Genomic DNA, 20,329 nt, shown 5'->3' with positions numbered 1-20,329 from the left:
CTACTTTTCACCTTTTTTGTGCGTCAAATCGTCGACGCGACGTGAACACGCGAAACTCACCTGCATAATGATGAGCAATTTCAGCGGTTTTTAACAGGCCGATTCTGCCCTTAATTCTGATGGGCGTGTTAGAAAAAAATGTGGTACAACAACTCAGGCAACACGCAAACGATTTACTCGTCGTATTTCAAGTTGCATATGCTGCGGCTACGTTCGTTCACCCCAGTTACTTACTGTTGTAAGCTCCTGGAGTTCACTCGCTTGCCGCCTTCCTGCAACTCGAAATCCATAGAGTAAATAAACATCACCTTTCTGTGCGCTATTGCAGCCGCCTGAAAGAACAGTGTATCGACCTACATCACAGACCGCAGGAAAGGGTCAATATAATGATTCCACAGATTTCCCAGGCACCCGGCGTCGTTCAACTGGTGCTTAATTTTTTGCAAGAGCTGGAGCAACAAGGTTTTACCGGCGATACGGCGACAAGTTATGCCGATCGTCTGACAATGTCGACCGACAACAGTATTTACCAACTTCTCCCCGATGCGGTGGTATTTCCGCGTTCAACCGCAGATGTGGCGCTGATCGCCCGTCTTGCCGCGCAGGAACGCTATTCATCGCTGATCTTTACCCCCCGCGGCGGCGGCACCGGCACTAACGGTCAGGCGCTCAACCAGGGCATTATTGTTGATATGTCCCGCCATATGAACCGCATCATCGAAATTAACCCTGAAGAGGGCTGGGTGCGCGTTGAGGCCGGGGTGATAAAAGACCAACTCAATCAGTACCTGAAACCGTTCGGCTACTTTTTTGCGCCGGAACTTTCGACCAGCAACCGGGCAACGCTCGGTGGGATGATCAATACCGATGCATCCGGTCAGGGATCGCTGGTCTATGGCAAAACGTCAGATCACGTACTTGGCGTACGCGCGGTGTTGTTGGGGGGCGATATTCTCGATACGCAACCTTTACCCGTCGAGCTGGCGGAAACGCTGGGTAAATCCAATACCACAATCGGGCGAATTTATAACACGGTTTATCAACGTTGCCGTCAGCAACGCCAGTTAATCATCGACAACTTCCCCAAACTTAACCGCTTTCTTACCGGTTACGATCTGCGTCATGTCTTTAACGATGAGATGACCGAGTTCGACCTGACGCGCATTCTGACGGGTTCAGAAGGGACGCTGGCCTTTATTACCGAAGCGCGGCTGGATATTACGCGCTTGCCTAAAGTGCGCCGTCTGGTGAATGTCAAATATGACTCTTTTGACTCTGCGCTGCGTAACGCGCCGTTTATGGTTGAGGCGCGGGCGCTTTCGGTAGAGACGGTGGACTCAAAAGTGCTGAATCTGGCGCGGGAAGATATTGTCTGGCATTCCGTCAGCGAGTTGATTACCGATGTGCCTGACAAAGAGATGCTCGGGCTGAACATTGTGGAATTTGCTGGTGATGATGAGGCGCTGATTGACGAGCGGGTAAATGCACTCTGTGCGCGGTTGGATGAGCTGATCGCCAGTCATCAAGCAGGTGTCATCGGCTGGCAGGTGTGCCGTGAGCTGGCGGGGGTTGAACGTATCTATGCAATGCGCAAAAAAGCCGTTGGTCTGCTTGGCAATGCCAAAGGTGCCGCTAAGCCAATTCCGTTTGCTGAGGATACCTGCGTACCGCCGGAACATCTGGCCGATTATATTGCTGAATTTCGCGCGCTGCTCGACAGCCACGGCTTAAGTTATGGCATGTTTGGTCATGTCGACGCAGGTGTCTTGCACGTCCGTCCGGCACTGGATATGTGCGATCCGCAACAAGAGATTTTGATGAAGCAAATCTCTGATGACGTGGTGGCGCTGACTGCGAAATACGGTGGTTTGTTGTGGGGCGAGCACGGCAAAGGTTTTCGCGCTGAATACAGCCCGGCGTTTTTCGGTGAGGAACTTTTTGCAGAACTGCGCAAAGTGAAAGCGGCATTTGACCCGCATAACCGACTCAACCCAGGGAAGATTTGCCCGCCAGAAGGTCTCGATGCGCCGATGATGAAAGTGGACGCGGTGAAGCGCGGTACATTCGATCGGCAGATCCCCATTGCGGTACGCCAGCAGTGGCGCGGTGCGATGGAGTGTAACGGCAACGGTTTATGCTTCAACTTTGATGCCCGTAGTCCGATGTGTCCGTCGATGAAGATCACCCAGAACCGGATTCATTCACCGAAAGGGCGCGCAACGCTAGTGCGTGAATGGCTGCGTTTGTTGGCGGATCGCGGCGTTGATCCACTCAAACTGGAACAAGAACTGCCTGAATCCGGCGTCAGTTTGCGGACGTTAATTGCCCGCACGCGCAATAGCTGGCATGCGAATAAAGGCGAATATGACTTCTCACACGAAGTCAAAGAGGCGATGTCGGGCTGTCTGGCCTGTAAAGCTTGTTCGACCCAGTGCCCCATCAAAATTGATGTGCCGGAGTTTCGCTCTCGTTTCCTGCAGCTATATCACACCCGTTATTTACGCCCGCTGCGCGACCACCTCGTCGCTACGGTCGAGAGCTACGCGCCGCTGATGGCACGCGCGCCGAAAACCTTTAACTTCTTCATTAACCAGCCGCTGGTGCGCAAACTCTCGGAAAAACATATCGGCATGGTTGATTTGCCGCTGCTGTCGGTCCCCTCGCTACAACAACAAATGGTGGGGCATCGCTCGGCAAACATGACGCTGGAACAGCTTGAATCTCTCAATGCAGAGCAGAAAGCGCGCACAGTGTTGGTGGTGCAGGACCCCTTTACCAGCTATTACGATGCGCAAGTGGTGGCGGATTTTGTCCGTCTGGTCGAAAAATTAGGTTTCCAGCCAGTGTTACTGCCATTTTCGCCAAATGGCAAAGCCCAGCATATTAAAGGTTTTCTTAATCGTTTTGCGAAGACGGCGAAAAAGACGGCGGATTTCCTCAACCGTATGGCGAAGCTGGGTATGCCAATGGTGGGCGTCGATCCGGCGCTGGTACTTTGTTATCGCGATGAATATAAACTGGCGCTGGGCAAGGAGCGTGGCGAGTTTAACGTCTTACTGGCGAATGAATGGCTGGCAAGCGCACTTGAGTCACAGCCAGTGGCTACAGTCAGCGGTGAATCATGGTATTTCTTTGGTCACTGTACCGAAGTTACCGCCTTGCCGGGTGCGCCAGCACAATGGGCCGCGATATTTGCCCGTTTTGGCGCGAAACTGGAAAATGTCAGCGTGGGTTGCTGCGGCATGGCAGGGACTTACGGACATGAAGCGAAAAACCATAAAAATTCGCTCGGGATCTATGAGTTATCCTGGCATCAGGCTATGCAGCGACTGCCGCGTAACCGCTGTCTGGCGACCGGATATTCCTGCCGTAGTCAGGTCAAACGGGTTGAAGGCACGGGGGTACGCCATCCTGTGCAGGCTTTACTGGAGATTATTAAATGATATGGAAACGAAAAATCACCCTGGAAGCACTGAATGCTATGGGTGAAGGAAACATGGTGGGGTTACTGGATATTCGCTTTGAACATATTGGTTATGACACCCTTGAAGCGACAATGCCAGTAGACTCGCGGACAAAGCAGCCTTTCGGGTTGCTACATGGAGGTGCATCCGTGGTACTGGCCGAAAGTATCGGTTCCGTTGCCGGTTATTTATGTACCGAAGGTGAGCAAAAAGTGGTTGGTCTGGAAATCAATGCTAACCACGTCCGCTCGGCACGAGAAGGGCGGGTGCGCGGCGTATGCAAACCGTTGCATCTCGGTTCGCGTCACCAGGTCTGGCAGATTGAAATCTTCGATGAGAAAGGGCGTTTGTGCTGTTCGTCACGATTGACGACCGCCATTTTGTGACGTTGTCACCAGAAAAGTGTGACGCATATTGCTTTTGGTCATTATCTGCACAGTAAACGGTGGTATACTGTGCAGGTCTTGTCTAAAAGCGAGGATGCTATGTCTACTCAACTTGATCCCACCCAGCTGGCCATTGAATTTTTACGCCGTGACCAGAGCAATCTTTCACCTGCCCAATATCTCAAACGTCTGAAACAACTAGAACTTGAATTTGCTGACCTGCTTACTCTCTCTTCTGCTGAATTAAAAGAAGAAATCTACTTTGCCTGGCGTCTGGGCGTGCATTGATCCTGACTTAATGCCGCAAGTTCGCCAAATCGACCTGGATTAACCTCCGTCCAGGTTCGATGACCTTCTTAATACTGCTTATCTACCCGCCTGATATTGTTCAAAAATAATACTAATCGCAGTTTGTGTTAAAACGGCGGGTTAGTTTTATGAGATTATTCTTATCGCCCCTTCAAGAGCTAAGCCACTGAGAGTGCCGGAGATAAGCGCCGGATGGGGTAGAAACCCTTAAGCCTGTGTCGCACAGGCTTAAGGGTTTTCTTATTTCTGAACGCTGCACTTTTTTACCTATCTCTTAAATAGTCATTTTCAATGCAACTTTTTCTTTTTCATCACAGCCTTAATGCTCCTTAGATAATAACCATTATCTAACAATGAGATACCTAATTCTTAGCGTGCCTGTTAACCCACACATCAGGGTCTATGCTTATTAAAAGCAGGCAAAAAGCATGTTTTACGGTAAAGCCCCTGCGTTTGCTGGGTTGAACTGATAATCATTATCACTAACATGCTGTTATACGCTGAAAGCGATGAAGTGAGGTAAATAGATGGACATGCATTCAGGAACCTTTAACCCACAGGATTTCGCCTGGCAAGGCTTAACGCTGACACCCGCAGCGGCGATACACATCCGCGAGCTGGTGGCAAAGCAGCCAGGTATGGTCGGCGTGCGCTTAGGTGTGAAGCAAACGGGCTGCGCGGGCTTTGGCTATGTGCTCGACAGTGTTAGCGAGCCGGACAAAGACGATCTGCTGTTTGAACACGACGGCGCGAAGCTGTTTGTCCCGCTGCAAGCGATGCCGTTTATTGATGGCACGGAAGTCGATTTCGTTCGTGAAGGACTTAATCAGATATTCAAATTTCACAACCCTAAAGCCCAGAATGAATGTGGCTGTGGCGAAAGCTTTGGGGTATAGGCGGTACTATGTCTCGTAATACTGAAGCAACTGACGATGTCAAAACCTGGACCGGCGGCCCGCTGAATTATAAAGAAGGATTCTTCACCCAGTTAGCCACCGATGAGCTGGCAAAGGGGATAAACGAAGAGGTGGTGCGCGCAATTTCGGCGAAGCGTAATGAGCCGGAGTGGATGCTGGAGTTTCGTCTAAACGCCTATCGCGCATGGCTGGAGATGGAAGAACCGCACTGGTTGAAAGCGCACTACGACAAGCTGAATTATCAGGATTACAGCTACTACTCAGCACCATCGTGCGGTAATTGTGACGACACTTGCGCGTCTGAACCTGGCGCGGTGCAGCAAACTGGCGCGAACGCCTTTTTAAGTAAAGAGGTGGAGGCGGCGTTTGAGCAGTTGGGCGTTCCCGTGCGGGAAGGCAAAGAGGTGGCGGTGGATGCCATTTTCGACTCAGTTTCGGTTGCCACTACTTATCGCGAAAAACTGGCGGAGCAGGGAATTATTTTCTGTTCCTTTGGTGAGGCGATCCACGATCACCCGGAACTGGTGCGTAAATATCTCGGCACCGTGGTGCCGGGGAATGACAACTTCTTTGCCGCGCTTAATGCGGCGGTAGCCTCTGACGGTACGTTTATTTATGTGCCTAAAGGCGTGCGCTGCCCGATGGAACTTTCCACCTATTTTCGCATTAACGCGGAAAAAACCGGGCAGTTTGAGCGCACCATTCTGGTGGCCGACGAAGACAGCTACGTCAGCTACATTGAAGGCTGTTCCGCTCCGGTGCGTGACAGCTATCAGTTGCACGCGGCAGTGGTGGAAGTCATCATCCATAAAAACGCCGAGGTGAAATATTCCACGGTACAAAACTGGTTCCCTGGCGATAACAACACCGGCGGTATTCTCAACTTCGTCACCAAGCGTGCTTTGTGCGAAGGCGAAAACAGCAAAATGTCATGGACGCAATCAGAAACCGGGTCAGCGATTACGTGGAAATATCCCAGCTGCATTTTGCGCGGCGATAACTCCATTGGTGAGTTTTACTCAGTGGCGCTGACCAGCGGTCATCAGCAAGCTGATACCGGCACCAAGATGATCCACATCGGTAAAAACACCAAATCGACCATTATCTCGAAAGGGATCTCTGCCGGACATAGTCAGAACAGTTATCGCGGCTTAGTGAAAATCATGCCGACGGCAACCAATGCGCGCAATTTCACTCAGTGCGACTCAATGCTGATTGGCGCTAATTGTGGGGCGCATACCTTCCCGTATGTCGAATGTCGCAATAACAGCGCACAACTGGAGCACGAGGCAACGACATCACGTATTGGTGAAGATCAACTGTTTTACTGCCTGCAACGCGGGATCAGCGAAGAAGACGCCATCTCGATGATTGTTAACGGTTTCTGCAAAGACGTGTTCTCAGAACTGCCGCTGGAATTTGCCGTTGAAGCACAAAAACTCCTCGCCATCAGTCTTGAACACAGCGTCGGATAAGGAATAAACATGTTAAGTATTAAAGATTTACACGTCAGCGTGGAAGATAAAGCTATCCTGCGTGGATTAAGCCTCGACGTTCGTCCCGGCGAAGTTCACGCCATTATGGGGCCAAACGGTTCGGGCAAAAGTACCTTATCGGCAACGCTTGCCGGGCGAGAAGATTATGAAGTGACGGGCGGCACGGTTGAGTTTAAAGGCAAAGATTTGCTTGAGCTGTCGCCGGAAGATCGCGCGGGCGAAGGCATCTTTATGGCCTTCCAGTATCCGGTGGAAATTCCCGGCGTCAGTAACCAGTTTTTCCTGCAAACGGCACTTAATGCGGTGCGCAGCTATCGCGGCCAGGAAACGCTCGACCGCTTTGATTTTCAGGATTTGATGGAAGAGAAAATCGCTCTCCTGAAGATGCCGGAAGATTTATTAACCCGTTCGGTAAACGTTGGTTTTTCCGGCGGCGAGAAAAAGCGCAACGATATTTTGCAAATGGCGGTGCTGGAACCGGAGTTATGCATTCTTGATGAGTCGGACTCCGGGCTGGATATCGACGCATTAAAAGTGGTTGCCGATGGCGTGAACTCGCTGCGTGACGGCAAGCGTTCATTCATCATTGTTACGCACTACCAACGCATTCTCGACTACATCAAGCCTGATTACGTCCATGTGCTATATCAGGGACGAATTGTGAAATCCGGCGATTTCACGTTGGTCAAACAACTGGAGGAGCAGGGTTATGGCTGGCTTACCGAACAGCAGTAACGCACTGCAACAGTGGCATCATTTGTTTGAAGCTGAAGAGGTGAAACGTTCCCCGCAAGCACAACAGCATTTACAACAATTGCTGCGTACCGGACTGCCGACACGTAAACATGAAAACTGGAAATATACGCCGCTGGAAGGGCTGACCAATAGTCAGTTTGTCAGCATTGCGGGAGAGATATCCCCACAGCAGCGAGATGCCTTAGCGTTAACGTTAGACGCTGTGCGACTGGTATTTGTCGATGGACGTTACGTGCCTGCGCTGAGCGATGCGACTGAAGGCAGCGGGTATGAAGTGAGCATTAACGACGACCGTCAGGGGTTACCCGATGCTATTCAGGCGGAAGTGTTTCTGCATTTGACGGAAAGCCTGGCACAAAGCGTGACGCATATCGCCGTGAAGCGCGGTCAACGGCCGGCAAAGCCATTGCTGTTAATGCATATTACCCAAGGCGTGGCAGGTGAAGAGGTCAACACTGCCCATTACCGACATCATCTGGAGCTGGCGGAAGGTGCCGAAGCAACGGTGATCGAACATTTTGTCAGCCTTAATGATGCTCGTCACTTCACCGGCGCACGGTTCACTATCAATGTCGCAGCGAACGCCCACTTGCAGCATATCAAGCTGGCGTTTGAAAACCCGGTCAGTCACCACTTTGCCCATAACGATTTGTTGCTGGCTGACGATGCCACCGCATTTAGCCACAGTTTCCTGCTGGGTGGCGCAGTGTTACGACACAACACCAGTACGCAACTCAATGGCGAAAACAGCATGTTGCGGATCAATAGCCTGGCGATGCCGGTGAAAAACGAGGTGTGTGATACCCGTACCTGGCTGGAACACAATAAAGGTTTTTGTAACAGCCGACAGTTGCACAAAACTATCGTCAGCGACAAAGGCCGCGCGGTATTTAACGGTTTGATCAACGTCGCGCAGCACGCCATCAAAACGGATGGTCAGATGACCAACAATAATCTGCTGATGGGCAAACTGGCGGAAGTGGATACGAAACCGCAGCTGGAAATCTATGCAGATGATGTGAAATGCAGCCACGGCGCGACGGTGGGGCGTATTGATGATGAACAGATGTTCTATCTGCGCTCGCGCGGGATCAATCAGCAGGATGCCCAGCAGATGATCATTTACGCCTTTGCTGCCGAACTGACGGAAGCACTGCGTGATGAGGGGCTTAAACAGCAGGTGCTGGCCCGAATCGGTCAACGGCTGCCAGGAGGTGCAAGATGACTTTTTCCGTCGACAAAGTGCGGGCCGACTTTCCGGTGCTTTCGCGTGAGGTAAACGGTTTGCCGCTGGCTTATCTCGACAGCGCCGCCAGTGCGCAGAAACCGAGCCAGGTGATTGACGCCGAGGCCGAGTTTTATCGTCATGGCTACGCGGCGGTGCATCGCGGTATTCATACCTTAAGCGCCCAGGCGACCGAGAAAATGGAGAACGTGCGCAAGCGGGCATCGCTGTTTATTAATGCCCGTTCGGCGGAAGAGCTGGTGTTCGTCCGCGGCACGACGGAAGGGATCAATCTGGTCGCCAATAGCTGGGGAAACAGCAACGTGCGGGCGGGCGATAACATCATCATAAGTCAGATGGAGCACCACGCTAACATTGTTCCATGGCAGATGCTTTGCGCACGCGTTGGCGCAGAGCTGCGTGTGATCCCGCTCAATCCCGACGGTACGTTGCAACTGGAGATGCTACCTAATCTGTTCGATGAGAAAACTCGCCTGCTGGCAATTACTCATGTCTCCAACGTGCTTGGCACAGAAAATCCACTGGCGGAAATGATCACGCTTGCGCACCAGCATGGCGCAAAAGTGCTGGTGGATGGCGCTCAGGCGGTGATGCATCATCCGGTGGATGTTCAGGCGCTGGATTGCGACTTTTACGTGTTCTCCGGGCATAAACTGTATGGCCCCACCGGAATTGGCATTCTTTATGTGAAAGAAGCCTTGTTGCAGGAGATGCCGCCGTGGGAAGGGGGCGGTTCTATGATCGCCACCGTCAGCCTGAGTGAAGGCACTACCTGGACCAAAGCACCATGGCGGTTTGAAGCCGGTACACCCAATACCGGGGGCATCATTGGTCTTGGCGCGGCGCTGGAGTATGTTTCGGCGCTGGGGCTTAATAACATAGCCGAGTATGAACAGAATCTGATGCACTACGCGCTATCACAGTTGGAATCTGTACCGGATCTCACTCTCTATGGCCCACAAAACAGGCTTGGCGTTATTGCTTTTAATCTCGGTAAACACCACGCCTATGATGTTGGCAGTTTTCTCGATAATTACGGCATTGCTGTGCGTACCGGACATCACTGCGCTATGCCATTAATGGCCTATTACAACGTCCCTGCGATGTGTCGGGCGTCGCTGGCCATGTATAACACCCATGAAGAAGTGGATCGTCTGGTGACCGGATTGCAACGTATTCACCGTCTGCTGGGATAACAGGGAGGCACTATGGCTGTATTGCCGGATAAAGAAAAATTGCTGCGTAATTTTTTACGCTGCGCCAACTGGGAAGAGAAATATCTCTACATTATTGAGCTGGGCCAGCGTCTGCCAGAATTACGCGACGAAGACAGAAGCCCACAAAATAGCATTCAGGGCTGCCAGAGTCAGGTGTGGATTGTCATGCGCCAGAATGCGCAGGGAATTATTGAATTGCAGGGCGACAGCGATGCGGCGATTGTGAAAGGGCTTATTGCGGTCGTCTTTATTCTCTACGATCAGATGACGCCGCAGGATATTGTCAATTTCGATGTGCGTCCGTGGTTTGAAAAAATGGCGCTCACCCAACATCTCACCCCATCTCGTTCACAAGGTCTGGAAGCGATGATTCGCGCAATTCGCGCCAAAGCCGCTGCACTTAGCTAAACTAAAGGGACAGCTTTCATCCGGTTGGCTCACATTGCCGGATGGTCAATGTTTACACTGACCTGCACAGGAGTGTTTCGGTTTCAGGTGAACATAAGCGCCATCCGACGTTTCAGCGTGAGTCTCCGGCAAATACAGGAGGTTTACAATGAAACGCGCGTCTTTGCTTACACTCACGCTTATCGGCGCTTTTAGCGCCATCCAGGCTGCCTGGGCGGTTGATTATCCGCTACCACCAACTGGAAGCCGACTGGTTGGGCAAAATCAAACGTATACGGTGCAGGAAGGGGATAAAAACCTTCAGGCCATCGCCCGACGTTTTGATACTGCGGCAATGTTGATCCTTGAAGCCAATAACACTATCGCCCCGGTGCCAAAACCCGGTACGACGATAACTATTCCTTCGCAACTGTTATTACCTGATGCGCCGCGTCAGGGGATTATCGTTAACCTTGCAGAGCTGCGCCTTTATTATTATCCGCCGGGAGAAAATATCGTGCAGGTTTATCCGATAGGTATTGGCTTGCAGGGGCTGGAAACGCCGGTGATGGAAACGCGTGTGGGGCAGAAAATCCCTAACCCAACCTGGACGCCTACGGCAGGCATTCGTCAACGTTCGCTGGAGCGTGGCATTAAATTACCGCCAGTCGTTCCTGCCGGACCAAATAACCCGCTAGGACGTTACGCACTGCGACTCGCGCATGGTAATGGCGAATACCTCATTCATGGCACCAGTGCGCCGGACAGCGTCGGTTTGCGCGTCAGTTCAGGGTGTATTCGCATGAATGCACCGGATATTAAAGCCTTGTTCTCCAGTGTGCGGACGGGAACGCCGGTGAAAGTGATCAACGAACCGGTGAAATATTCCGTGGAGCTTAACGGGATGCGTTATGTTGAAGTACATCGACCACTATCGGCAGAAGAACAGCAGAACGTTCAGACAATGCCATACACACTGCCAGCAGGCTTTACGCAATTTAAAGACAATAAGGCTGTAGATCAGAAGTTAGTCGATAAAGCGTTGTATCGTCGGGCAGGGTATCCGGTTGCGGTGAGCAGTGGAGCAACTCCCACAGCCAGCAATGCGCCTTCAGTAGAGTCAGCGCAGAATGGTGAACCAGAGCAAGGGAATATGTTACGCGCGACGCAGTAGTGGTAAATAGCAGACAAAAAAAATGGCGCACAATGTGCGCCATTTTTCACTTCACAGGTACTATTACTTGCGGTATTTAGTAGCCATGTTGTCCAGACGCTGGTTAGCACGAGCTGCGTCATCTTTAGCAGCCTGAACGTCGGAACGCATTGCGTTCACGTCGTTGCTCAGCTGGTCAACTTTAGCGTTCAGAGTCTGAACGTCAGAAGACAGCTGATCGATTTTAGCGTTGCTGGAGCAACCTGCCAGCAGAGTAGAACCCAGGATTACCGCGCCCAGTACCAGTTTAGTAGCTTTCATTATTAATACCCTCTAGATTGAGTTAATCTCCATGTAGCGTTACAAGTATTACACAAAGTTTTTTATGTTGAGAATATTTTTTTGATGGGAAGGCACTTATTTTTGATCGTTCGCTCAAAGAAGCATCGAACGCTGGGTTTTAGATAAAAAAATTGAGAGAAAACAGGATGCTTCCATCGGATTCATCTTAGATAAAGTGAGATTATATAGTGAAATCCGATTTGATTTTTTATTGCTTCTGGTTATCGATTAAATAAAAAAAGCGCCCATCAGGGCGCTTCGATATACAAATTAATTCACAAAAGCAATATTACAGGACGTGAACAGATGCGGTGTTAGTAGTGCCGCTCGGTACCAGTGCACCAGAAACCATAACTACAACGTCACCTTTGTGTGCCAGACCGCTCTGCAGAGCCAGTTCTTTACCCAGACGGTAGAAATCATCAGTAGAAGTGATCTCTTTAACCAGCTGCGGCACAACGCCTTTGCTCAGTACCAACTGATGAGCCGTTTTTTCGTTGGTGGTCAGTGCCAGGATGGTGGCATCAGGGAAGTATTTACGTACTGCGCGAGCAGATTTACCGCCCTGGGTAGCAACCACGATCAGCGGAGCATCCAGTTTTTCAGCAGTTTCAACGGCACCACGGCATACCGCTTCGGTAATGCGCAGTTTACGGTTGTCATTGTTGAACTCAAGACGGCTGTTCATCACGCGGTCGGTACGTTCGCAGATGGTCGCCATGATAGAAACCGCTTCCAGCGGGTATTTACCTTTTGCGGATTCACCAGACAGCATCACTGCGTCAGTACCGTCGAGGATGGCGTTTGCAACGTCACCGGCTTCTGCGCGAGTCGGGCGTGGGTTTTTGATCATGGAATCCAGCATCTGGGTCGCAGTGATAACGACTTTACGTGCACGGATACATTTTTCGATCATCATCTTCTGGGCGAAGATAACTTCTTCTACCGGGATTTCTACACCCAGGTCGCCACGCGCAACCATGATGCCGTCAGAGGCTTCGAGGATTTCGTCGAAGTTGTTGAGGCCTTCCTGGTTTTCGATTTTGGAGATGATGTGGATGTTTTCGCCGCCGTGCGCTTTCAGGTGCTCACGGATTTCGATAACGTCAGAACGCTTACGAATAAAGGAAGCAGCAACAAAGTCTACGCCTTGTTCGCAACCAAAGATCAGGTCCTGTTTGTCTTTTTCAGCCAGTGCTGGCAGGGCAATGGAAACGCCAGGCAGGTTCACACCTTTGTTTTCACCCAGGTCGCCGTTGTTCAGCACTTTACAGATAACTTTGTTACCTTCAATGGCAGTAACTTCCATACCGATCAGACCATCGTCAACCAGTACGGTGTTGCCAACAGACAGGTCAGTTGTGAAACCTTCATACGTTACCGCAACCATTTCGCTGTTGCCGATAACAGATTTATCAGTAGTGAAAGTAAAGGTCTGACCAGCTTTCAGAGAAACGTCGTTACCGCCTTCCAGTTTCATGGTGCGGATTTCCGGACCTTTGGTATCAAGCAGGATAGCGGCGGTTTTACCAGTTTTGCTCATCACGTTGCGCAGATTCTGAATGCGCTGACCGTGTTCTGCATAGTCACCATGAGAGAAGTTCAGACGCATAACGTTCATGCCAGCGTCCAGCATTTTAGCTAACATCTCTTCAGATTCGGTTTTCGGTCCGATGGTGCAAACAATTTTGGTCTTTTTCATGACAGTCTTAGTCTTTAAGTTGAGAAGGATGGGAGAAACTTGCTTTCTGGGCGCACTGCCGGAAAGCGAATCCGGTATTACGAAAGTGGTGGTGCCTCGCTCTAAGGATAGGTGACATCGAAAAAGCGTGCAGAGGAATGTGTGCTTGTGTCTCAGCCCAACGTGAGTGCCTGTTTTTGAGTCGTTGAGTTCTACAGTCCAAAGTGCTGAAACCATTCAAGAGTCAATTGGCGCGCATTATACGCTGAAATTAATCCAAAAGGAAAACAAAAACAGCGTTTCAAAAAATATACAACTTGTTAGACAATAAATTGTTATCAAAGATTTAACGTTCCAGGGAAAAGGTTACGCAAAAACTTCGCTGTTTGCGCAACGTCTGGTGCCGGGGTTGTCAGTGTGAGGATAAGCGAAAGTTCATCCGGTGTATAAATACATCATCGCTCAATTGCTACAGTTAAAATAATTTATCGCGTTATTTGTCTGATTTTGTTTGATTTTTGTCTAATTGGTTAGATTGATATATGCTGATAGTTGGCATGATAAATAGGTATAAAGAATGGGAAATCGGACAAAAGAGGATGAACTGTACCGAGAAATGTGCAGAGTTGTCGGTAAAGTTGTGCTGGAAATGCGCGATCTGGGGCAGGAACCAAAGCATATTGTTATCGCAGGCGTATTACGTACAGCATTAGCCAATAAACGCATTCAGCGCAGTGAGCTGGAAAAGCAGGCGATGGAAACCGTCATTAACGCACTGGTAAAATGACCATTCAGGATGAGGCGGTAAGCTTCATCCTGATATTCTTGCTTCAGTTGCGGTCCAGTTAATCATTCTAAATAACAACTGCTGAAATTATACGAATTTCGGTATGTATTTTAATTTATAGCGATAATGTTATTTTTATTTTCTGCAATGAACGTCACAAATAATTGTCGCTTAAGTTAAATTTATTTCAAATGATAATAAATATCAGTTCACTTATAATTTCTTGCTTTGTAATTTTAATTGATAATGATCAATGTTAAGAGCCCAGAATAACCACATTATTTTTTCTCCTAACCATAAAGGATTAGTTTATCGGCGTTAAATCTTTTCTCATACACTATCGGGTTAGGGAAAATATCTGGTGTTGGGGACAGAGTCAGCAGCGTATTAGTTGAATGCTTAATATCAGGCTGCTGAATTGTCAGCACTGTGTTTGCGAAGAGGATGCGAAATAAATGAACCCGGTTGATCGTCCACTATTAGATATTGGCTTAACGCGATTAGAATTCTTGCGTATATCAGGAAAAGGCCTTGCTGGTCTAACAATTGCCCCTGCGTTACTGTCACTTTTGGGTTGCAAACAGGAAGATATTGATAGCGGCACAGTAGGGTTGATAAATACACCCAAAGGGGTGCTGGTGACCCAGCGAGCGCGATGCACGGGTTGCCACCGCTGTGAAATCTCTTGTACCAACTTCAACGATGGCTCAGTAGGGACATTCTTCTCCCGTATCAAAATCCATCGCAATTATTTCTTTGGCGACAACGGGGTTGGCTCTGGCGGCGGCCTGTATGGCGATCTCAACTATACCGCGGACACCTGCCGTCAATGCAAAGAGCCGCAATGCATGAACGTCTGCCCGATTGGTGCGATTACCTGGCAGCAGAAAGAAGGCTGTATTACCGTCGATCATAAACGTTGTATTGGCTGTAGCGCCTGTACTACGGCATGCCCGTGGATGATGGCCACCGTAAATACCGAAAGTAAAAAATCCTCGAAATGTGTGTTATGCGGTGAATGCGCAAACGCCTGCCCAACAGGGGCGTTAAAAATTATCGAGTGGAAAGATATTACTGTGTGAATCTTGCAAAGGAAAAAATCATGGCTAACGGTTGGACAGGTAATATATTAAGAGTCAATCTCACGACAGGAAATATTACCCTCGAAGATTCCAGTAAGTTTAAAAGTTTTGTCGGTGGCATGGGCTTCGGCTACAAAATTATGTATGACGAAGTACCGCCAGGCACGAAACCTTTCGATGAAGCGAATAAATTAGTCTTTGCTACCGGCCCATTAACTGGATCTGGTGCCCCCTGTAGTTCTCGCGTAAATATCACCTCACTTTCTACTTTTACCAAAGGAAATTTAGTCGTCGATGCCCATATGGGTGGCTTTTTTGCAGCGCAAATGAAATTCGCTGGATACGACGTCATTATTATCGAAGGGAAGGCGAAATCACCGGTATGGCTGAAAATTAAAGATGACAAAGTTAGCCTGGAAAAAGCAGATTTCTTATGGGGAAAAGGGACGCGCGCAACGACGGAAGAAATTTGTCGATTGACCAGTCCGGAAACCTGTGTGGCGGCTATTGGTCAGGCTGGGGAAAATCTTGTTCCTCTCTCTGGCATGTTGAATAGCCGTAACCACAGCGGTGGTGCGGGAACTGGCGCAATAATGGGTTCGAAAAACCTGAAAGCGATTGCGGTTGAAGGGACGAAAGGGGTCAACATTGCCGATCGTCAGGAGATGAAGCGTCTCAACGATTACATGATGACTGAACTTATCGGTGCGAATAACAACCATGTCGTGCCAAGTACGCCGCAATCGTGGGCAGAGTATTCAGATCCCAAGTCACGCTGGACAGCACGTAAAGGGCTGTTTTGGGGCGCGGCTGAAGGTGGTCCGATTGAAACGGGTGAGATTCCGCCAGGCAATCAGAACACGGTCGGCTTTCGTACCTATAAATCCGTTTTTGACTTAGGTCCGGCAGCAGAGAAATACACAGTAAAAATGAGCGGCTGCCACTCTTGCCCGATCCGTTGTATGACCCAAATGAATATTCCTCGGGTGAAAGAGTTTGGCGTGCCCAGCACAGGTGGTAACACTTGTGTAGCAAACTTTGTCCATACCACCATCTTCCCGAACGGGCCGAAAGATTTTGAAGATAAAGACGATGGTCGTGTGATTGGTAACCTGGTTGGTCTGAATCTGTTCGATGACTACGGCCTATGGTGTAACTACGGGCAGCTGCATCGCGACTTTACCTACTGTTACAGCAAAGGGGTGTTCAAGCGTGTTCTGCCAGCTGAAGAGTATGCGGAAATTCGCTGGGATCAACTGGAAGCGGGTGACGTTAACTTCATTAAAGATTTTTACTACCGTCTGGCGCATCGTGTGGGTGAGCTGAGCCACCTGGCTGATGGTTCATATGCCATCGCAGAACGCTGGAATTTGGGTGAAGAGTACTGGGGCTACGCGAAAAATAAACTCTGGTCGCCGTTTGGCTATCCGGTTCACCATGCCAATGAAGCGTCAGCGCAGGTCGGTTCCATTGTTAACTGTATGTTCAACCGTGACTGCATGACGCATACCCATATCAACTTTATTGGTTCCGGCTTGCCATTGAAACTGCAACGTGAAGTGGCGAAAGAACTTTTTGGTTCTGAAGATGCTTACGATGAAACCAAAAACTACACGCCAATCAATGACGCAAAAATTAAATATGCTAAGTGGTCGCTGTTGCGGGTCTGTTTGCATAACGCCGTCACCCTGTGCAACTGGGTCTGGCCAATGACCGTTTCGCCGCTGAAAAGCCGTAATTACCGGGGCGATCTGGCGCTTGAAGCCAAATTCTTCAAAGCGATCACTGGCGAAGAGATGACTCAGGAAAAATTAGATTTAGCTGCAGAGCGTATCTTTACATTGCATCGTGCCTACACGGTGAAACTGATGCAAACCAAAGATATGCGTAATGAACACGATCTTATCTGTTCCTGGGTATTCGACAAGGATCCGCAGATCCCGGTCTTTACTGAAGGTACTGACAAAATGGATCGTGACGATATGCATGCTTCGCTCACGATGTTCTACAAAGAAATGGGCTGGGACCCACAGCTTGGTTGCCCAACCCGCGAAACATTGCAGCGTCTGGGGCTGGAAGATATTGCCGCCGATCTGGCAGCACACAATCTACTGCCTGCGTAAGGAATGGGTGAGATGAACCATCGGGATGAATTGCCGTTAGCGAAAGTCAGCGAAGTTGACGAGGCGAAGCGGCAATGGTTACAGGGGATGCGTCACCCCGTTGATATGGTAACGGAACCAGAACCGGCTGAAATCCTGGCAGAGTTCATTCGCCAGCATTCTGCGGCTGGGCAGCTGGTGGCGCGCGCCGTGTTTCTCTCGCCACCCTATTCGGTTGCAGAAGAGGAACTGTCAGTTTTGCTGGAAAGCATTAAGCAGAACGGAGACTACGCGGATATCGCTTGTATGACGGGAAGTCAGGATGATTACTATTACTCAACGCAGGCCATGAGTGAAAACTACGCGGCGATGTCTTTGCAAGTTGTGGAGCAGGACATTTGTCGCGCCATTGCACACGCCGTTCGTTTTGAGTGCCAGACGTATCCTCGTCCTTACAAAGTCGCCATGCTGATGCAAGCGCCATATTACTTCCAGGAAGCGCAGATTGAAGCCGCGATCGCCGCGATGGATGTTGCACCTGAATATGCCGATATACGGCAGGTGGAGTCATCGACGGCGGTGTTGTACTTGTTTAGCGAGAGATTTATGACCTATGGCAAGGCTTATGGCTTATGCGAATGGTTCGAGGTAGAGCAGTTTCAGAACCCCTGAAATTTCAGGGAGATGTCATGGATAGGGTGGACAGTTGCAGCCACTGCATTAGGGGATAATCAGATGTCCTTCACTCGACGCAAATTTGTTCTGGGGATGGGAACAGTAATCTTTTTTACTGGTTCTGCGTCTTCTCTGTTAGCGAACACGAGGCAAGAAAAGGAAGTTCGGTATGCCATGATTCATGACGAGTCACGGTGCAATGGCTGTAATATTTGCGCCCGCGCATGCCGTAAAACTAACCACGTCCCCGCTCAGGGAAGCCGTTTATCGATAGCACACATTCCAGTCACCGATAACGACAACGAAACGCAGTATCACTTTTTTCGCCAGTCATGTCAGCACTGCGAAGATGCTCCGTGCATCGACGTATGCCCGACAGGGGCGTCGTGGCGTGATGAGCAGGGGATCGTGCGGGTAGAAAAATCGCAGTGCATCGGCTGCAGTTATTGCATTGGCGCTTGTCCGTACCAGGTCCGCTACCTTAACCCTGTCACTAAAGTGGCAGATAAATGTGATTTCTGCGCTGAGTCCCGACTGGCAAAAGGCTTTCCGCCCATTTGCGTCAGCGCCTGCCCGGAACACGCATTGATCTTTGGTCGCGAAGATAGCCCAGAAATTCAGGCGTGGTTGCAGGATAATAAATACTATCAATATCAGCTACCTGGTGCCGGGAAACCGCATCTGTATCGCCGGTTCGGTCAACATTTGATTAAAAAGGAAAATGTATGAACCCGTCGCAACATGCTGAACAGTTTCAGAGCCAGTTAGCGAACTATGTGCCACAGTTCACTCCCGAATTTTGGCCGGTGTGGTTGATCATTGCCGGAGTATTGCTGGTTGGGATGTGGTTGGTGCTGGGGCTGCACGCCTTGCTTCGTGCTCGTGGCGTGAAGAAATCAGCCACCGATCATGGTGAGAGGATTTATCTTTACAGCAAAGCGGTCAGATTATGGCACTGGTCGAATGCGTTACTCTTTGTATTGTTGCTGGCAAGTGGGCTGATAAATCACTTTGCGCTGGTGGGCGCAACTGCGGTTAAAAGTCTGGTTGCGGTGCATGAAGTTTGCGGATTTTTGTTACTGGCATGCTGGCTCGGCTTTGTTCTGATCAATGCCGTTGGGGGTAATGGTCACCACTATCGCATTCGTCGTCAGGGGTGGCTGGAGCGAGCGGCAAAACAAACGCGATTTTATTTGTTTGGCATTATGCAGGGGGAAGAACATCCTTTCCCGGCAACAAGCCAGTCTAAATTTAATCCCTTACAGCAGATTGCCTATATTGGTGTCATGTATGGATTGCTGCCGTTGTTACTATTGACGGGGCTGCTGTGTCTCTATCCGCAAGCCGTGGGAGATGTGTTTCCTGGCGTAAGATACTGGTTATTGCAGGCGCATTTTGCTCTGGCATTTATAAGCCTCTTTTTTATCTTCGGTCATCTTTATCTTTGCACCACGGGGCGTACGCCACACGAAACCTTTAAAAGCATGGTCGATGGCTATCACCGGCACTAACGAATGATCATTACACGAGCAGACCTGCGAGAATGGCGTATCGGAGCGGTGATGTATCGCTGGTTCCTGCGCCATTTCCCACGCGGCGGTAGTTATGCCGATATTCATCATGCACTGATTGAGGAAGGATATACGGACTGGGCGGAGAGTCTTGTTGAGTATGCGTGGAAAAAATGGCTGGCGGATGAAAACTTCGCGCATCAGGAAGTTTCCTCTATGCAAAAACTGGCCACAGACCCCGGAGAGATACCATTTTGCAGTCAGTTTGCCCGCAGCGACGATCATGCTCGCATCGGCTGTTGTGAGGATAACGTCCGAATCGCAACCGCTGGGTATGCCGTGCAAATTGCGAGTATGGGTTATAGCGTGCGGATTGGAAGTGTCGGCTTTAACAGTCACATTGGCAGCTCCGGTGAACGCGCACGGGTTGCTGTAACCGGCAATTCTTCGCGGATAAGCAGCGCTGGAGATAGCAGTCGGATTGCGAATACCGGAATGCGAGTACGCGTTTGTACATTGGGTGAACGATGTCATGTCGCCAGTAATGGTGACCTGGTGCAAATCGCCAGCTTTGGCGCAAACGCCAGAATTGCCAACAGCGGCGACAATGTACACATCATTGCCAGCGGTGAAAATTCAACGGTAGTGAGCACGGGCGTGGTCGACTCAATTATTCTCGGGCCAGGAGGAAGCGCCGCACTGGCATATCATGACGGCGAAAGAGTTCGTTTCGCCGTCGCCATTGAAGGTGAAAACAATATTCGAGCCGGAGTCCGCTATCGTCTTAATGAACAGCATCAGTTTGTTGAGTGCTGATA

Annotated in this window: 20 protein-coding genes; 17 read left to right on the top strand and 3 right to left on the bottom strand. The window is 49.9% G+C overall.

Annotated elements, in window-relative coordinates:
- Positions 1–386 precede the first annotated feature (386 nt).
- The 10 genes from ACJHW7_RS08770 to ldtE all read left to right on the top strand — a co-directional run bounded on the left by ACJHW7_RS08770 (position 387) and on the right by ldtE (position 11,352).
- On the top strand, positions 387–3,443 hold the full coding sequence (locus tag ACJHW7_RS08770) for an FAD-binding and (Fe-S)-binding domain-containing protein (protein WP_021556857.1): 3,057 nt from the start codon (positions 387–389) through the stop codon (positions 3,441–3,443).
- Positions 3,440–3,850: a 1,4-dihydroxy-2-naphthoyl-CoA hydrolase gene (gene menI, locus ACJHW7_RS08765; RefSeq protein ID WP_021556856.1), complete on the top strand. Its 411-nt coding sequence runs from the start codon at positions 3,440–3,442 to the stop codon at positions 3,848–3,850. The genes ACJHW7_RS08770 and menI overlap by 4 nt, the downstream gene beginning before the upstream one ends.
- A gap of 99 nt (positions 3,851–3,949) precedes the next feature.
- The gene (locus ACJHW7_RS08760) at positions 3,950–4,138 is read left to right on the top strand and encodes a YdiH family protein (RefSeq protein ID WP_001296104.1); all 189 of its coding nucleotides are present in this window, start codon (positions 3,950–3,952) and stop codon (positions 4,136–4,138) included.
- 548 nt (positions 4,139–4,686) lie between these two features.
- Positions 4,687–5,055 carry a Fe-S cluster assembly scaffold SufA gene (sufA, locus tag ACJHW7_RS08755; RefSeq protein WP_000367160.1) on the top strand — a complete coding sequence of 123 codons (369 nt, stop codon included), beginning with the start codon at positions 4,687–4,689 and terminating at the stop codon, positions 5,053–5,055.
- Between the two features lie 8 nt (positions 5,056–5,063).
- Positions 5,064–6,551, top strand: coding sequence for a Fe-S cluster assembly protein SufB (gene sufB, locus ACJHW7_RS08750; RefSeq protein WP_000089364.1), 1,488 nt, complete (start codon positions 5,064–5,066; stop codon positions 6,549–6,551).
- Between the two features lie 9 nt (positions 6,552–6,560).
- Positions 6,561–7,307 carry a Fe-S cluster assembly ATPase SufC gene (gene sufC / locus ACJHW7_RS08745; protein WP_021556855.1) on the top strand — a complete coding sequence of 249 codons (747 nt, stop codon included), beginning with the start codon at positions 6,561–6,563 and terminating at the stop codon, positions 7,305–7,307.
- On the top strand, positions 7,282–8,553 hold the full coding sequence (sufD, locus tag ACJHW7_RS08740; RefSeq protein WP_021556854.1) for a Fe-S cluster assembly protein SufD: 1,272 nt from the start codon (positions 7,282–7,284) through the stop codon (positions 8,551–8,553). The genes sufC and sufD overlap by 26 nt, the downstream gene beginning before the upstream one ends.
- Positions 8,550–9,770 carry a cysteine desulfurase SufS gene (sufS, locus tag ACJHW7_RS08735; protein WP_000144556.1) on the top strand — a complete coding sequence of 407 codons (1,221 nt, stop codon included), beginning with the start codon at positions 8,550–8,552 and terminating at the stop codon, positions 9,768–9,770. Before sufD ends, sufS begins: the two co-directional genes overlap by 4 nt.
- A 12-nt stretch (positions 9,771–9,782) precedes the next feature.
- Positions 9,783–10,199 carry a cysteine desulfuration protein SufE gene (gene sufE / locus ACJHW7_RS08730; RefSeq protein ID WP_000279734.1) on the top strand — a complete coding sequence of 139 codons (417 nt, stop codon included), beginning with the start codon at positions 9,783–9,785 and terminating at the stop codon, positions 10,197–10,199.
- Positions 10,200–10,347: 148 nt separating this feature from the next.
- Entirely contained in the window at positions 10,348–11,352 is a 1,005-nt protein-coding gene (ldtE, locus tag ACJHW7_RS08725; protein ID WP_021556853.1) for a L,D-transpeptidase LdtE, read from the top strand.
- Between the two features lie 63 nt (positions 11,353–11,415).
- On the opposite strand, the gene lpp is transcribed toward ldtE, so the two are convergent.
- The 3 genes from lpp to ACJHW7_RS08710 form a co-directional block, all read right to left on the bottom strand.
- Positions 11,416–11,652 carry a murein lipoprotein Lpp gene (lpp, locus tag ACJHW7_RS08720; RefSeq protein ID WP_000648420.1) on the bottom strand — a complete coding sequence of 79 codons (237 nt, stop codon included), beginning with the start codon at positions 11,650–11,652 and terminating at the stop codon, positions 11,416–11,418.
- A 310-nt stretch (positions 11,653–11,962) separates the two neighbouring features.
- Positions 11,963–13,375, bottom strand: a complete 1,413-nt coding sequence (gene pykF / locus ACJHW7_RS08715) for a pyruvate kinase PykF (protein ID WP_001295403.1) — start codon at positions 13,373–13,375, stop codon at positions 11,963–11,965.
- A 7-nt stretch (positions 13,376–13,382) separates the two neighbouring features.
- On the bottom strand, positions 13,383–13,577 hold the full coding sequence (locus ACJHW7_RS08710; protein ID WP_240806354.1) for a protein YnhH: 195 nt from the start codon (positions 13,575–13,577) through the stop codon (positions 13,383–13,385).
- Between the two features lie 354 nt (positions 13,578–13,931).
- Between ACJHW7_RS08710 and fumD the strand changes: the two genes are divergently transcribed.
- The 7 genes from fumD to ydhT all read left to right on the top strand — a co-directional run bounded on the left by fumD (position 13,932) and on the right by ydhT (position 20,327).
- Positions 13,932–14,141, top strand: a complete 210-nt coding sequence (fumD, locus tag ACJHW7_RS08705; protein ID WP_000528342.1) for a fumarate hydratase FumD — start codon at positions 13,932–13,934, stop codon at positions 14,139–14,141.
- Between the two features lie 455 nt (positions 14,142–14,596).
- A complete protein-coding gene (locus ACJHW7_RS08700; RefSeq protein WP_001070230.1) occupies positions 14,597–15,223 on the top strand; it encodes a ferredoxin-like protein in 627 nt (208 codons plus the stop codon).
- Positions 15,224–15,243: 20 nt separating this feature from the next.
- Positions 15,244–17,346, top strand: coding sequence for an aldehyde ferredoxin oxidoreductase (locus ACJHW7_RS08695; protein WP_001273527.1), 2,103 nt, complete (start codon positions 15,244–15,246; stop codon positions 17,344–17,346).
- 12 nt (positions 17,347–17,358) lie between these two features.
- Entirely contained in the window at positions 17,359–17,997 is a 639-nt protein-coding gene (locus ACJHW7_RS08690) for a YdhW family putative oxidoreductase system protein (RefSeq protein ID WP_021556852.1), read from the top strand.
- A 63-nt stretch (positions 17,998–18,060) separates the two neighbouring features.
- Positions 18,061–18,729, top strand: coding sequence for a 4Fe-4S dicluster domain-containing protein (locus ACJHW7_RS08685; RefSeq protein WP_001349911.1), 669 nt, complete (start codon positions 18,061–18,063; stop codon positions 18,727–18,729).
- A complete protein-coding gene (gene phsC / locus ACJHW7_RS08680; protein WP_021556851.1) occupies positions 18,726–19,511 on the top strand; it encodes a thiosulfate reductase cytochrome B subunit in 786 nt (261 codons plus the stop codon). Before ACJHW7_RS08685 ends, phsC begins: the two co-directional genes overlap by 4 nt.
- Before the next feature lie 3 nt (positions 19,512–19,514).
- Positions 19,515–20,327, top strand: a complete 813-nt coding sequence (ydhT, locus tag ACJHW7_RS08675; RefSeq protein ID WP_024181999.1) for a protein YdhT — start codon at positions 19,515–19,517, stop codon at positions 20,325–20,327.
- The last annotated feature ends 2 nt before the right edge of the window (positions 20,328–20,329 follow it).

The sequence above is a fragment of the Escherichia sp. WS1152 genome, assembly GCF_046487665.1.
Taxonomy (GTDB): domain Bacteria; phylum Pseudomonadota; class Gammaproteobacteria; order Enterobacterales; family Enterobacteriaceae; genus Escherichia; species Escherichia coli.
Note: the sequence above shows the minus strand (reverse complement) of the source record. Positions and strands in the feature narration are given on the sequence as shown.

What these genes read in the sequence shown, in the direction of transcription:
- ldtE (WP_021556853.1), top strand. Translation starts at nt 10,348, where the DNA reads ATGAAACGCGCGTCTTTGCTTACACTCACGCTTATCGGCGCTTTTAGC.
- ydhT (WP_024181999.1), top strand. Translation starts at nt 19,515, where the DNA reads ATGATCATTACACGAGCAGACCTGCGAGAATGGCGTATCGGAGCGGTG.
- sufD (WP_021556854.1), top strand. Translation starts at nt 7,282, where the DNA reads ATGGCTGGCTTACCGAACAGCAGTAACGCACTGCAACAGTGGCATCAT.
- ACJHW7_RS08700 (WP_001070230.1), top strand. Translation starts at nt 14,597, where the DNA reads ATGAACCCGGTTGATCGTCCACTATTAGATATTGGCTTAACGCGATTA.
- fumD (WP_000528342.1), top strand. Translation starts at nt 13,932, where the DNA reads ATGGGAAATCGGACAAAAGAGGATGAACTGTACCGAGAAATGTGCAGA.
- menI (WP_021556856.1), top strand. Translation starts at nt 3,440, where the DNA reads ATGATATGGAAACGAAAAATCACCCTGGAAGCACTGAATGCTATGGGT.
- ACJHW7_RS08695 (WP_001273527.1), top strand. Translation starts at nt 15,244, where the DNA reads ATGGCTAACGGTTGGACAGGTAATATATTAAGAGTCAATCTCACGACA.
- sufB (WP_000089364.1), top strand. Translation starts at nt 5,064, where the DNA reads ATGTCTCGTAATACTGAAGCAACTGACGATGTCAAAACCTGGACCGGC.
- sufE (WP_000279734.1), top strand. Translation starts at nt 9,783, where the DNA reads ATGGCTGTATTGCCGGATAAAGAAAAATTGCTGCGTAATTTTTTACGC.
- ACJHW7_RS08685 (WP_001349911.1), top strand. Translation starts at nt 18,061, where the DNA reads ATGTCCTTCACTCGACGCAAATTTGTTCTGGGGATGGGAACAGTAATC.
- pykF (WP_001295403.1), bottom strand. Translation starts at nt 13,375, where the DNA reads ATGAAAAAGACCAAAATTGTTTGCACCATCGGACCGAAAACCGAATCT.
- phsC (WP_021556851.1), top strand. Translation starts at nt 18,726, where the DNA reads ATGAACCCGTCGCAACATGCTGAACAGTTTCAGAGCCAGTTAGCGAAC.
- ACJHW7_RS08770 (WP_021556857.1), top strand. Translation starts at nt 387, where the DNA reads ATGATTCCACAGATTTCCCAGGCACCCGGCGTCGTTCAACTGGTGCTT.
- lpp (WP_000648420.1), bottom strand. Translation starts at nt 11,652, where the DNA reads ATGAAAGCTACTAAACTGGTACTGGGCGCGGTAATCCTGGGTTCTACT.
- ACJHW7_RS08690 (WP_021556852.1), top strand. Translation starts at nt 17,359, where the DNA reads ATGAACCATCGGGATGAATTGCCGTTAGCGAAAGTCAGCGAAGTTGAC.
- sufA (WP_000367160.1), top strand. Translation starts at nt 4,687, where the DNA reads ATGGACATGCATTCAGGAACCTTTAACCCACAGGATTTCGCCTGGCAA.
- ACJHW7_RS08760 (WP_001296104.1), top strand. Translation starts at nt 3,950, where the DNA reads ATGTCTACTCAACTTGATCCCACCCAGCTGGCCATTGAATTTTTACGC.
- sufC (WP_021556855.1), top strand. Translation starts at nt 6,561, where the DNA reads ATGTTAAGTATTAAAGATTTACACGTCAGCGTGGAAGATAAAGCTATC.
- sufS (WP_000144556.1), top strand. Translation starts at nt 8,550, where the DNA reads ATGACTTTTTCCGTCGACAAAGTGCGGGCCGACTTTCCGGTGCTTTCG.